The organism is Streptomyces sp. NPDC048637, assembly GCF_040650675.1.
In the GTDB taxonomy this organism is placed as follows: Bacteria; Actinomycetota; Actinomycetes; order Streptomycetales; family Streptomycetaceae; genus Streptomyces.
This window is the reverse complement of record NZ_JBEZHQ010000026.1, coordinates 16,883-29,522: the sequence shown is the minus strand read 5'-3', so window position 1 is coordinate 29,522 and position 12,640 is coordinate 16,883. Positions and strand designations below refer to the sequence as shown.

Genomic DNA, 12,640 nt, shown 5'->3' with positions numbered 1-12,640 from the left:
CCGTCAGCCGCGGGCTACCGCTGCCGGCGCTGCCGCTTCCACGGCCCGGTGATGGCCAGCATGATGCCGGGCTCCTGGATGTTGGCGAACAGCGTCCGCCCGTCCGGGGAGAACACCGGCCCGGTGAACTCGCTGAACTCGGGCTCGGACGCGGTACCGATGTTGAGCTCGTTGCGGGCGATCGGGTAGGTCCGGCCGTCGTCGGTGGCCCCGAAGAGGTGCTGGACGCCCTCGCCGTCCTCGGCGATGATCAGCCCGCCGTAGGGCGAGACGGTGATGTTGTCGGGGCCGTCGAGCGCGCCGTCCTTCGACGGGTCGGGGTTGACGCCCAGCAGCACCTTCAGGGTCAGGGTCCGCCGCCGCGGGTCGTAGAACCAGACCTGTCCGTCGTGCTGGACGGGGCTCTCGTCACGGGCGTAGGAGGACACCACGTACGCGCCGCCGTCCGCCCACCACAGGCCCTCCAGCTTCCGGGCGCGGGTGACCTCACCGTCCTTGAACTGCTTGCGCACCGAGACCTTACGGGCGTCACGGTCGGGGACCTCGACCCAGTCGACGCCGTATACGGTGCCGGCCTTGGTGGCGCGCGAGAGGTCGTCGACGAACCGGCCGCCGGAGTCGAAGCACTTGAAGGCCTCCAGCACACCCGCGTCACCGGCGAGCGAGCGCAGCTGACCGCGGCCGTGGCGGAAGCCGTGCGGCGGGGTCCAGCGGTAGAAGAGGCCGTTGGGGTCGGAGGCGTCCTCGGTCAGGTAGAGGTGGCCGCGCTTGGGGTCGACGACGACGGCCTCGTGGGCGTAACGGCCCAGCGCCTTGAGGGGCTTGGGGTCGCGGCCGGCGCGGCGGTCGTAGGGGTCGACCTCGAAGACATAGCCGTGGTCCTTGGTCATGCCGTGCTCGCCGGCCTTGTCCTCGGTCTCCTCGCCGGTGAGCCAGGTGCCCCAAGGGGTGGTGCCGCCCGCGCAGTTGGTGGACGTACCGGCGATGCCGACCCATTCGCCGACCGGGCTGCCGTCCTTGGCGACCTCGACGACGGTGCAGCCGCCGGACGCCGCCGGGTCGTAGACCAGTCCTTCGGCCAGTGGCACCGGGTGCGGCCAGTCGGCGCGCGGGCCCTTCAGCTCGTGGTTGTTGACCAGGAGGGTGGTGCCGCGGTGGCCCTCGAAAGTGCCGGTGCCATCGTGGTTGGAGGGGGTGGACTCGCCGCTGTCGAGCGTGGTCTCCCCGGTCCGGGTGATGATCTGGTACGAGAACCCGGCGGGCAGCGCGAGGATGCCGTCCGGGTCCGCGATCAGCGGGCCGTAGCCGATGCCGGGCCCGTCCGCCGCGCCGTCCGGGCCGCCGTCCGGTGCCTCCGCGCCGATGGCGCCGGGCGCGGAGGCCAGCACGCCGACGCTGCCGGCCAGTGCGACCCCCGCACCGGTGAGGGCGGAACGCTTGGCGAAGTCTCTGCGGGTGAGCGGCATTGTCATCTCCTGGATGGCCGGTTTCTTCTCCCCTGTCCTGTGGCCACACGCTCTCGTGTGCCGTCGAACTCCAGTTGAACGCGGCGCGACATCCAGGAAGCAGTTGGGGCCGGCCCGGCGACCGGGACCGTGCGGTCCTGGTCGCCGGACCGGCCCCGGGGCGTGGGTGACACCGCCCGGCCCGGCCCCGCGGGGCTTCAGCCCGACTGTCGCGAGCGCGCCTTGAACGCGGCCTTGCGGGCCTCCTTGGCGGCCTTCTTGTCCGGGTGCAGCCGGCCCATGGCCTCCAGGACGTCGGCGGTGGCCGGGTGGTCCACCCGCCAGGCGGTGTCGAAGAACCCGCTGTGCTGCTCGGTCAGTCCCTGCACCAGGTCGCTCAGCTCGGTCGTGGCGTCCTCGTCGGCGCTGTCCAGCTGCGCCGCGATGGTGTCGACCGTCAACCAGAAGATCATCTCCTGGGACGGCTCGGGGATGCCGGGCAGCGCGCGCTCGGCGAGCCAGACCCGGGCCAGGCCGCCGAGCTGCCGGTCGTCGAGCACATCGCGCAGCGCGGCCTCGGCGTCCGGTGAGACCAGCGAGAGCGTCTGCTGGGCGGCGAGCCGGCGCCGCGGGGCCGACTCGTCGTCGCCGCGGGCGGACGTGAGCAGGTCCCGGGCGGCGTCCAGGGGCGTACGGGCGGTGAGCCAGAGCTCGGACTCGGCCTGGGCGAGCGCCTCGGGGTAGTCGGGGAGCGCCTCCAGGAGGACATCGGCGCCCTTGTCGGTGAGGTCGCCGACCGCGGGGGCGTGCACGCCCGCGTCCAGCATCCGGGCGCGTACGGCGTAGACGCCGAGCGGGGTGAGGCGGACCAGGCCGTAGCGGGAGACGTCCTCGTCGCTCAGCGGCTCGGCGGTGGAGGCTCCCGCCCCTTGGGGAACGACGGTCTCGCCGTCCTCGTCCAGCTCCTCGATGAGGGCCTCGTCGACGGGCTGGTAGGCGACCAGACCGATCGGCTCCAGCACCCGGAACTGGTCGTCCAGGCGCATCATCGCCTCGGAGACCTCTTCGAGGACATCGTCCGTGGGCTCGTCCATATCGTCCGGGACGATCATGGAGGCGGCCAGCGCGGGCAGCGGCACCTCCTGGTCGGGGCGCTCGTTCAGGGCCGTCAGCAGGTAGAGGTTCCCGAGGATGCCGTCCAGCAGCTCGGCCTCCTCCTCCGGGTTCCAGTCGAGCGCGTCCAGGTCCAGTTCGCCGCCCTCGGTGAGCTGGTCGGCGAGGTCGGCGAGGTCGGGGGCGGCCGCGTCGGCGAGCACGGTCTCCATACCGCCGAGCCAGATGTCGAGGATGTCCTGCGGGCTGCCGGAGGTGAGCAGGCCGAGCTCCTCGCCGGGGGTGGCGACACCGGCCGCGGCATCGTCGGAAAGGTCGGCGCCGTCCTCGCTCTCCTCGGTCTCCGCGATCTCCACGAGTCCGGTGTCCACGGCGAGCTGCCAGGCCTCGGCGGTGTAGGCGGCGCCGTCCTCGTCGCCGGCCAGGCCGAGGTGCTCGGTGGCGGCCGCCAGCGGCTCCTCCAGGATCTGGCCGCCGACGCCGACCGGGACACCGCGCTCGGCCCAGCGGGCGAGCTTCGCGGCGCGGGCCATCAGGGGCGCGCTCAGCGCGTCCCGGGCCAGTTCCGCTTCGGAGTGCAGCCGCACCGGCGGCAGTGTGGGGCGGTCTGCGGACATCGGGTGCTCAGCTCCTCGGACGGACTACGACTGGGGTACTCCCCCAGCTACCGCTGGAGGGGGGACCCCCACCCAGCGGTAGCTGGGGTCTGCGCCGCCCAAGCGTAGACGGAATTCTCCGTATCTCGGACGGTTCACCCCCGCGCCCCCTCCCGGTTACCCGGAGAAGCTTGACAACTCCCTTACGTGCAGCCGAGATTGACGCAGATCGACGCGCGTAGCGTGCGTCGGTCCCGCTCCGTATCCACGGTGCCCCAGCCACCCCCCTACCCTCGGAGGCATGTATGCCGTCCCGTCGCTCGCTCCGCAGACCGGCCGCCGTCAGCGCGGTGGTCTGCGCCGCCCTGGCCGGCGGACTGCTGACCGCCGCGCAGTCCGCCTCCGCGGCCGGCGCCCGGATCCATGACATCCAGGGCAGCACCCGAATATCCCCGCTGGCCGGACAGCAGGTCAGCGAGGTGCCCGGTACGGTCACCGCGATCCGCTCGTTCGGCTCGGCGCGCGGCTTCTGGGTGCAGGACCCGCACCCGGACCACAACCCGGCCACCAGCGAGGCGGTCTTCGTCTTCACCGGCAAGGAGACGCCGAAGGTCGCGGTCGGCGACGCGATCACCCTCTCCGGCACGGTCAGCGAGTACTACCCCGGCGGCAAGGACGCCGGGCTGCAGTCGGTCACCCAGATCACCGGCGCGACCTGGCAGGCCGGTTCCGCCGACGCCCCGCTGCCGGCCGCCTTCACGCTCAACCCGGCCTCGGTGCCGAACCGTTACGCCCCCGACGCGGACGGCAAGAGCATCGAGTCCCTGAAGCTGCGCCCCGCCTCGTACGCCCTGGACCGCTACGAGTCGCTGGAGGGCATGCGCGTCAAGGTGTCGAACGCCCCGGTCGTCGGGGCGACCAGCACCCATCACGAGCTGTGGGTGACCGCCGAGCCGAAGCGCCACCGCACGGCCCGCGGCGGCACGCTCTACGGCTCGTACGCGGACCCCAACGGCGGCCGGGTCAAGGTGGCGTCGCTGATCCCCTTCGCGCAGCAGCCGTTCCCGGTGGCCGACGTCGGCGACGAGCTGACCGGCTCCACCGCCGGACCGCTGGACTACGACAGCTTCGGCGGCTACACGCTGCAGGCCACCGAGCTGGGCAAGCTGACCGACCACGGCCCGGCGCCGGAGACCACCCGCAAGCAGAAGTCCGACGAGCTGGCGGTGGCCACCTACAACGTCGAGAACCTCTCCCCCAGCACCCCGCAGGCCAAGTTCGACCGGCTGGCGAAGGGGCTGGTGGAGCACCTCGCCGCCCCCGACGTGGTCGCGCTGGAGGAGGTCCAGGACGACAACGGCGCCACCGACAACGGCGTGGTCACCGCCGGGGCCACCCTCAAGAAGCTCACCGACGCCATCAAGGCGGCCGGCGGCCCGGCGTACGAGTGGCGGCAGATCGACCCGGCAAACGGCCAGGACGGCGGCCAGCCCGGCGGCAACATCCGGGTGGCGTTCCTGTTCAACCCCGAGCGGGCCGCGTTCACGGACATCAAGGGCGGCGACGCCACCACCCCGGTGAAGGTGGTCGCCGACCACGGCAAGGCCACACTGTCCGCGTCCCCGGGCCGGATCGCGCCGGCCGATCCGGCATGGAAGACCAGCCGCAAGCCCCTTGTCGGCCAGTTCTCGCTCAAGAGCCGCCCGGGGAGCCGGGTGTTCGTGATCGCCAACCACTTCAACTCCAAGGGCGGCGACCAGGGCCTGGACAGCCGGTTCCAGCCACCGGCCCGGAGCTCGGAGACCCAGCGCACCGCACAGGCCGGACTGGTCAACCAGTTCGTCAAGGAGCTGCTGGCCAAGGACCCGAAGGCCGCGGTGGTGGTGGCCGGCGACCTCAACGACTACGCGTTCTCGCCGGCCCTGAAGAAGCTCACCGCCGGTGGTGTGCTCACCGACCAGGTCAACCGGCTGCCGCGGGCCGAACGCTACGGCTATGTCTTCAACGGCAACTCGCAGGTGCTGGACCACATGCTCACCAGCCGCCCGCTGACCCGGGCCGACTACGACATCGTGCACCTCAACGCCGAGTACGCCGACCAGGCCAGCGACCACGATCCGCAGGTCCTGCGGATCCGGCCGTAGCACCGCGGCACCTCACCCCGTGTGACTCCCTCGTCACCCGACCGGCCCACGTCCGGGGGCCAACTGCCGCAGGGGGTGCGGTACTGGGCAGGTAAGAACCATTCGGCGAGACATAGGGAGTCATCATGCCGAAGTCCCAGAACCGTAAGTCGGGCAACAAGGACCGTGCCGCCGAGCGCCGCACCGACCAGCGGAAGCCGAAGTCGTCGGAGGAGTCCGCCGCCGAGCGGACCCAGGACCTGAAGCGTTCGCGGAATGGCCTGACTGGCGCGTGATGGGCCTGTGATGCCCGGGCGGCCGTCGCACCGAAGGGTGCGGCGGCCGCTTCACGTTGCCGGGCCTTCTGGCGTAGCACTGCTTAACAAATCACCCAGTACAACTAAGTGGACGTGAAATATGAGGCGCCCTCAGACTCCTGGCATGACCTCCATGACCACCCCCCGCGCCCCCGCACCGTCCTTCGGGCGTTTCGCGGCCGCCATGATCACCCCGTTCACCGCCGACGGCGGGCTGGACACGGACGGCGCGCAGCGGCTCGCCACCCACCTCGTCGACGACGGCGGCTGCGACGCACTGGTGCTGAGCGGCACCACCGGGGAGTCCCCGACCACCTCGGACGCCGAGAAGGAGACCCTGCTGCGGGCCGTGGTGGAGGCCGTCGGCGACCGGGCGTGGATCACCGCCGGGGTCGGCACCAGCGACACCCGGCACACCGTCACCCTGGCCCGCGCCGCCGAACGGGCGGGCGCACACGGCCTGCTGGTGGTCACGCCGTACTACTCGCGGCCCGCCCAGGAGGCCGTCAGCCACCACCTGCGGACGGTCGCGGACGCCACCGGACTGCCGGTGATGCTCTACGACATCCCGGGCCGCACCGGCACCGCGCTGACGGCCGGGACCTTGCTGCGGCTGGCCGCTCATCCGCGGATCGCGGCGGTCAAGGACTGCGCCTACGACCTGCTGAAGTCCGCGAAGGTGCTGGCCGCGACGGACCTGGCCTACTACGCGGGCTGCGACGAGCAGATCCTGCCGCTACGGGCCCTCGGCGGCGCCGGCTGCGTCAGCACCGCCGCCAACGCCGCGCCACGGACGGTGCGCGCCGTACTGGACGCCTATGACGCCGGCGACACGGCCGGAGCGGCCCGCCGTCAGCTCGCCCTGGTCCCGCTCATCGAGGCGGTGACCGGCGGGGAGAACCCCGGCACGGTCACCGCGAAGGCGCTGCTCAACCATCTCGGGCTGCCCGCGGGGCCGGTCCGCGGCCCGCTGCTGGCGGCGGACGCCGCGCTCACCAGCCGGCTGGCGGACGCGCTGCAGACGACCCTGGACCGGACTGCTGATGCGGGTACGGCGGTGCCTGCGGCGATCCCTGGTTAGGCGGGAAGGGTGCGGGCGGCGGCCCGAAGCCGCCCGCCCCACCCGGCTGCCCGTACGGAGCCGCGGCCCCGTCCTGCCCGGCCGCCTGCTCGTCCCGCGCCGGCGGTTCCTCCGCGTCCGGCACCAGGTCCCGGACGAGCAGCGTCGCACCGGCGACCGCGCCCGGCATCAGCACCACCGCGATGAACGGGATCAGGAACAGCAGCACGATGGGGGTGCCGAAGCCGACCGCGAGACCCTTGCGGCCGCGCAGCAGCCGGAGCCGCTCACGCACCGGAATGTCCCGGCGCTGCATGGCCACCGAGGTCAGCTCGACGGCGAGGAAGAAGCCGGAGACACAGAAGCCGATGGCGGGGATCACGGTCTGCCCGATGAACGGCACGAACCCGAGGACGAACAGCAGGATCCCGAAGCCGGCGGCCCGCAGCAGCACATGGACGCTGTCCCGCAGCGCGATCCAGATCTCCTGCCACAGCGGCCGGTCCGGGGACGGCGGGCAGTTTCCCTCGGACTCCTCGACCTTCTCCGAGAGCGACTCGTAGAAGGGGTCGCCGATCAGCAGGGTGGCCGCGGTGAACGTCAGCACCGACAGCATCAGTCCGCCGGCGAACAGCAGCGCCACGAACACCCCGCGCAGCAGCCCCTGCCAGGGCGAGCCCCAGCCGTCGGCGAACGGCGTCGCCCAGGCCGCGATGTCGCCGGACCAGATGGCGAGCGCGATGAGCACCCCGACGTACAGCACCAGGGCGATCAGCGCCGGAATCAGCCCGAATCCCCACCACCGGCCGTGCTGGGCGACCCAGCGCTGCCCCTTACCCAGATACCGCATCCCCGCTACAAGATCACGCATGGCGCAAGCCTATCGGCGTCCGGCCGGGCCGGGGACCGGGGTGGCCACATCAACGGCCCGGCGGGAAACCCGCCGGGCCGTGGTGCGACCGTGTCCGCTCAGTTGTGGCTGTGCAGCACCTCGTTGAGGCCGCCCCAGTCCGCCTTGTTCGGACGGGCCTCGACGGTGCCGGTGGTGGAGTTGCGGCGGAAGAGGATGTTGTCCGCGCCGGAGAGCTCCAGGGCCTTGACGATCTGGCCATCGGGCAGCGTGACCCGGGTGCCCGCGGTGATGTACAGGCCGGCCTCGACGACACACTCGTCGCCCAGCGCGATACCGATACCCGACTCGGCGCCGAGCAGGCAGCGCTCACCGATCGAGATGATCTGCTTGCCGCCGCCGGACAGGGTGCCCATGGTCGAGGCGCCACCGCCGATGTCGGAGCCGTCGCCGACGACGACGCCCGCGCTGATCCGGCCCTCGACCATGGAGGTGCCCAGCGTCCCGGCGTTGAAGTTGACGAAGCCCTCGTGCATGACGGTGGTGCCGGCCGCGAGGTGCGCGCCCAGGCGCACCCGGTCGGCATCCGCGATCCGCACCCCGGCGGGCGCGACATAGTCCGTCATCCGCGGGAACTTGTCGATGCCGGTGACCATCAGATGGAGCCCCTCGGCGCGGGCGTTCAGCCGCACCGTCTCCACCTGGTCGACGGCCACCGGGCCCAGCGAGGTCCAGGCGACGTTGGCCAGCAGGCCGAAGAGGCCTTCCAGGTTCTGCCCGTGCGGCTTGACCAGCCGGTGGCTGAGCAGGTGGAGGCGCAGGTACGCGTCATGGGCGTCCAGCGGCTTGTCGTCGAGGGAGGCGATGACCGTCCGGACGGCGACGACCTCGACCTCGCGGACCGGGTCGGGGCCGATCGCCTTGAGCACGGCGGCGCCCAGCAGTTCGGTGGCGCGCGCGTCGTCGAGACGCTCGGTGCCGGCGGGGCCGAGGCCGGCCGTCGCGGCGGCCAGCTCGGGCGCCGGGAACCAGGTGTCGAGAACGGTGCCGTCGGAGGTGACGGTGGCGAGCCCGGCGGCGACGGCGCCGGTCGTACGGGAGGTAGCAGCTTCGGTCATGTTCGAAACCTAACCGGAGGGCGCCCGTCGAGGCGAACCGGTCTCAGCGGCCGGGCCGGGCCGTGGGGTCGCACCACCCCGTTCATGCGGACGGCACCGGACCGCGTGCCACCGGGGGGAGCGGCTCAGCCCAGCACGCCGGCCAGCCCGGCCCGTACCGTCGTGGGGTCGAAGGGCTGCCCGGTCAGCAGATGCTGCAGCACCAGCCCGTCGGTGAACGCCACCACGGCCCGCGCGGTCCGGACATCGCCGATCCGCCGTCCGAGCAGCCGCACCATCTCCTCCAGACACTCCGCGGCGATCGGCCGCACCGCCTCGTGCCGCAGCGCCGTCAGATAGAGCTCGTACTCCAGCTCCATCCGCGAGCGGTCCCCCGCCAGGGTGTCCTCGATGAGCCGGGCGACCTCCTCGGCGAGCGGCACCGCCGGATCGATCCCGTCGGCCCAGCGCGCGAACTCGGCCAGGCACACGCCGTTGACCTGCCGCAGCGCGGCGATCAGCAGCTCGTCCAGGGAGGCGAAGTGGTACGTCGTCGAGCCGAGCGGCACATCCGCGGCGGCGGCCACCGAGCGGTGGCTGAGCCCGGCGATCCCGCGCTCGCCGACCACCGCGATCGCCGCGTCGATGATCCGCTGCCGGCGGTCCGGGTCGTAGCGCCGGGCCATCAGTGCGCCCCGTCCAGATTGAGCACCACGACACCGGCGATCACCAGCAGCACCCCGAGGATCTTCAGCGCGCTGGCGCTCTCCCCCAGGAACGCTATCCCGATCGCCGCGATCACGGCCGTGCCGGCGCCGGACCAGATGGCGTACGCGGTGCCGACGCTCATCGACTTGAGCGTCTGGGCGAGCAGCACGAAGGCGAGCAGATAGCCGAAAGCGGTCCCCAGCGACGGCCACAGTTTGCTGAAGCCGTCGCTGTACTTCATCGCCGTGGTGGCGAGGATCTCGGAGAGGATCGCGCCGGCGAGCGTCAGATAGACCATGCGTACGAGCGTACATAGCGTTGCGTACGGGCGTACACAGCGATTTTCGGCCCCGCTTCCGCACGGCCTGCCGGGCCCGGCGCCTGCCCGGAACGGCGAAACGGCCGTGCCCGCCGGATTTTCCGGGGGCACGGCCGTATCGGCTCGGTCTTTCGGGCGCCGACGTCTCAGACGTTGAAGCCCAGCGCGCGGAGCTGCTCGCGGCCGTCATCGGTGATCTTGTCCGGGCCCCACGGGGGCATCCAGACCCAGTTGATCTTCAGTTCCTTGACGAGGCCGTCCGTGGCGGACTTCGCCTGGTCCTCGATGACGTCGGTCAGCGGGCAGGCCGCGGAGGTCAGCGTCATGTCGATGGTGGCGATATTGGCGTCGTCGATGTGGACGCCGTAGATCAGCCCCAGATTGACGACATCGATGCCCAGCTCGGGGTCCACGACGTCGTACAGCGCCTCGCGGACCTCCTCCTCGGAGGCAGGCTTCGTGGTGGTCGGAGTGTCGGTCATGCGGTTTTCGCCTCCTCGGAGAGGGCCTTGGCCGTGGCGTCCTTCCAGGCCATCCAACTGAGCAGCGCGCACTTCACACGCGCCGGGTACTTGGAGACACCGGCGAACGCCACTGCGTCCTCCAGGATCTCCTCCATCGCGTCATCCGGCTCCATCTGGCCCTTGGACTGCATCAGCTCCAGGAACGTCTCCTGGATCTTCTGCGCGTCACCGAGCTGCTTGCCCACCAGGAGCTCATTGAGCACCGACGCGCTGGCCTGGCTGATGGAGCAGCCCTGGCCCTCGTAGGACACATCCTCAATCGTCGCGCCGTCGAGCCGCACGCGCAGCGTGATCTCGTCACCGCACGTGGGGTTGACATGGTGCACCTCTGCGTCGCCGTCCCGAAGACCGCGCCCATGGGGGTGCTTGTAGTGGTCCAGGATGACGTCCTGGTACATGGAATCCAGCTTCACGGCTCAGTCAGTCCTCGTCCTCATCCGCTGTGCTTGGTCAACCGGCTGCATTTATCTAACCGAAGAAGTTGCGGACGTGCTCCAGGCCCTCGACCAAGGCGTCGACCTCGGCGGGCGTGGAGTACAGATAGAACGACGCTCGCGTGGTCGCGGGAATTCCGTAGCGCAGGCAGACCGGCCGTGCGCAGTGGTGACCCACCCGGACCGCGATGCCCTGCTCGTCCAGCACCTGGCCGACATCGTGGGGATGGATGTCACCGAGCGTGAAGGAGAGCGTCGCCCCGCGGTCCTCGGCCGTGCTCGGGCCGATGATGCGCAGGTCGGGGACCTCCAGCAGCCGCTTGACGGCGTACTCGGTGATCGCGTGCTCATGCGCGGCGATGTTGTCCATGCCGATCGAGGTGAGGTAGTCCACGGCCGCGCCGAGGCCGACGGCCTGGGCGATCGGGGGCGTACCGGCCTCGAACTTGTGCGGGGCGGGCGCATAGGTCGAGGAGTGCATCGAGACGGTCTCGATCATCTCGCCGCCACCGAGGAACGGCGGGAGGTCCTCCAGCAGCTCCTGGCGGCCCCAGAGGACACCGATGCCGGTCGGGCCGCACATCTTGTGGCCGGTGAAGGCCACGAAGTCGGCCTGCAGCGCCTGCACGTCCAGCACCATGTGCGGGGCGGCCTGCGAGGCGTCGATGCAGACCAGCGCGCCGACCTCCTGGGCGCGGCGGATGATCGCCTCGACCGGGTTGATGGTGCCCATGATGTTGGAGACCAGCGTGAAGGAGACGATCTTCGTCTGCTCCGTGATGATCTCGTCGATGTTGGACAGGTCGAGGCGGCCGTCGTCGGTGATACCGAACCACTTCAGCTTCGCGCCGGTGCGCTGCGAGAGCAGCTGCCACGGAACGATGTTGGAGTGGTGCTCCATCTCCGTGATGACGATCTCGGTCTCGCGGTCCACGCGGTAGGGCTCATCGGCCCAACCGAGCATGTTGGCCACGAGGTTGAGCGACTCGGAGGCGTTCTTGGTGAAGATCACCTCGTCGCGGCTCGGGGCGTTGATGAAGGCGGCCACCTTGTCACGGGCGCCTTCGTACAGCGCCGTGGCCTCCTCGGCGAGCACATGCACGCCGCGGTGGACGTTGGCGTTGTGGCGTTCGTAGTAGGCGTTCAGGGCGTCGAGGACCTGACGCGGCTTCTGGGAGGTCGCCGCGTTGTCCAGGTACACGACCTTCTTCCCGTCATGGATCACGCGGTCCAGGATGGGGAAGTCCTTACGGATCGCCTCTGTGTCGAGGAGGCCCGGCAGCTGTGTCACGCGGTTGCGCCACCCTTCGTGTACTCCTCGTAGCCCTCGGCCTCCAGCTTGTCGGCGAGCTCGGCACCGCCGGACTCGGCGATCCGGCCGTTGGCGAAGACGTGGACCTGGTCGGGCTTGATGTAGCGCAGGATGCGCGTGTAGTGGGTGATCAGCAGGGTGCCGACCTCACCGGTCTCGCGGACCCGGTTCACGCCCTCGGAGACGGTGCGCAGCGCGTCGACGTCCAGACCGGAGTCGGTCTCGTCGAGGATCGCGATGGCCGGCTTGAGCAGCTCCAGCTGGAGGATCTCGTGGCGCTTCTTCTCACCGCCGGAGAAGCCCTCGTTGACGTTGCGCTCGGCGAAGGCGGGGTCCATCTGGAGGCGCTCCATGGCCTCCTTGACCTCCTTGACCCACAGCCGCAGCTTGGGGGCCTCGCCGCGGATCGCGGTCGCGGACGTCCGCAGGAAGTTGGAGACCGAGACGCCGGGCACCTCGACCGGGTACTGCATGGCGAGGAAGACGCCGGCGCGTGCGCGCTCGTCGACGGACATCTCCAGGACGTCCTCGCCGTCGAGGGTGACGGTGCCGCCGGTGATCGTGTACTTGGGGTGACCCGCAAGGGAGTAGGCGAGGGTCGACTTGCCGGAGCCGTTGGGGCCCATGATGGCGTGCGTCTCGCCCTGCTTCACGGTCAGGTCGACGCCCTTCAGGATCTCGCGCGGGCCGTTCTCGGCCTCGACGGAGACGTGCAGGTCGTGGATCTCAAGCGTTGCCATGG

13 protein-coding genes are annotated in these 12,640 nt (G+C 70.9%); 3 read left to right on the top strand and 10 right to left on the bottom strand.

All coding sequences use genetic code 11. From position 1 onward, the window contains the following. Positions 1-14: 14 nt before the first annotated feature. Both AB0C46_RS27565 and AB0C46_RS27560 read right to left on the bottom strand, forming a co-directional pair. Positions 15-1,466, bottom strand: coding sequence for an alkaline phosphatase PhoX (locus AB0C46_RS27565; RefSeq protein ID WP_362831031.1), 1,452 nt, complete (start codon positions 1,464-1,466; stop codon positions 15-17). 197 nt (positions 1,467-1,663) lie between these two features. Beyond that, on the bottom strand, positions 1,664-3,175 hold the full coding sequence (locus tag AB0C46_RS27560; protein WP_362831030.1) for a hypothetical protein: 1,512 nt from the start codon (positions 3,173-3,175) through the stop codon (positions 1,664-1,666). Positions 3,176-3,459: 284 nt separating this feature from the next. On the opposite strand from AB0C46_RS27560, the gene AB0C46_RS27555 reads away from it, so the two are divergent. From AB0C46_RS27555 to dapA, 3 genes are all read left to right on the top strand, one after another. Continuing rightward, on the top strand, positions 3,460-5,298 hold the full coding sequence (locus tag AB0C46_RS27555) for an endonuclease/exonuclease/phosphatase family protein (RefSeq protein WP_362831029.1): 1,839 nt from the start codon (positions 3,460-3,462) through the stop codon (positions 5,296-5,298). Between the two features lie 125 nt (positions 5,299-5,423). Further along, positions 5,424-5,573 (top strand): hypothetical protein, encoded by a 150-nt coding sequence (locus tag AB0C46_RS27550; RefSeq protein WP_018091848.1) that lies wholly within the window; start codon positions 5,424-5,426, stop codon positions 5,571-5,573. 145 nt (positions 5,574-5,718) lie between these two features. Next, positions 5,719-6,675, top strand: coding sequence for a 4-hydroxy-tetrahydrodipicolinate synthase (gene dapA / locus AB0C46_RS27545; protein ID WP_362831028.1), 957 nt, complete (start codon positions 5,719-5,721; stop codon positions 6,673-6,675). Here the strand turns inward: dapA and AB0C46_RS27540 are convergent. From AB0C46_RS27540 to sufC, 8 genes are all read right to left on the bottom strand, one after another. After that, positions 6,587-7,525, bottom strand: coding sequence for an EI24 domain-containing protein (locus AB0C46_RS27540; protein ID WP_362831026.1), 939 nt, complete (start codon positions 7,523-7,525; stop codon positions 6,587-6,589). The genes dapA and AB0C46_RS27540 overlap by 89 nt on opposite strands. Positions 7,526-7,623: 98 nt before the next feature. After that, positions 7,624-8,622: a 2,3,4,5-tetrahydropyridine-2,6-dicarboxylate N-succinyltransferase gene (dapD, locus tag AB0C46_RS27535; RefSeq protein WP_362831025.1), complete on the bottom strand. Its 999-nt coding sequence runs from the start codon at positions 8,620-8,622 to the stop codon at positions 7,624-7,626. A gap of 125 nt (positions 8,623-8,747) precedes the next feature. Next, a complete protein-coding gene (locus AB0C46_RS27530; RefSeq protein WP_362831024.1) occupies positions 8,748-9,287 on the bottom strand; it encodes a TetR family transcriptional regulator in 540 nt (179 codons plus the stop codon). Beyond that, positions 9,287-9,607, bottom strand: a complete 321-nt coding sequence (locus tag AB0C46_RS27525; RefSeq protein ID WP_362831023.1) for a multidrug efflux SMR transporter — start codon at positions 9,605-9,607, stop codon at positions 9,287-9,289. Before AB0C46_RS27525 ends, AB0C46_RS27530 begins: the two co-directional genes overlap by 1 nt. Before the next feature lie 167 nt (positions 9,608-9,774). Then, the gene (locus AB0C46_RS27520; RefSeq protein WP_362831021.1) at positions 9,775-10,110 is read right to left on the bottom strand and encodes a metal-sulfur cluster assembly factor; all 336 of its coding nucleotides are present in this window, start codon (positions 10,108-10,110) and stop codon (positions 9,775-9,777) included. Further along, complete coding sequence (gene sufU, locus AB0C46_RS27515) at positions 10,107-10,565, bottom strand: Fe-S cluster assembly sulfur transfer protein SufU (RefSeq protein WP_362831020.1); 459 nt, start codon at positions 10,563-10,565, stop codon at positions 10,107-10,109. The genes AB0C46_RS27520 and sufU overlap by 4 nt, the downstream gene beginning before the upstream one ends. Positions 10,566-10,620: 55 nt before the next feature. After that, positions 10,621-11,877, bottom strand: a complete 1,257-nt coding sequence (locus tag AB0C46_RS27510; RefSeq protein WP_362831019.1) for a cysteine desulfurase — start codon at positions 11,875-11,877, stop codon at positions 10,621-10,623. Then, the gene (gene sufC / locus AB0C46_RS27505; RefSeq protein WP_362831018.1) at positions 11,874-12,638 is read right to left on the bottom strand and encodes a Fe-S cluster assembly ATPase SufC; all 765 of its coding nucleotides are present in this window, start codon (positions 12,636-12,638) and stop codon (positions 11,874-11,876) included. Before sufC ends, AB0C46_RS27510 begins: the two co-directional genes overlap by 4 nt. Between the last annotated feature and the right edge of the window lie 2 nt (positions 12,639-12,640).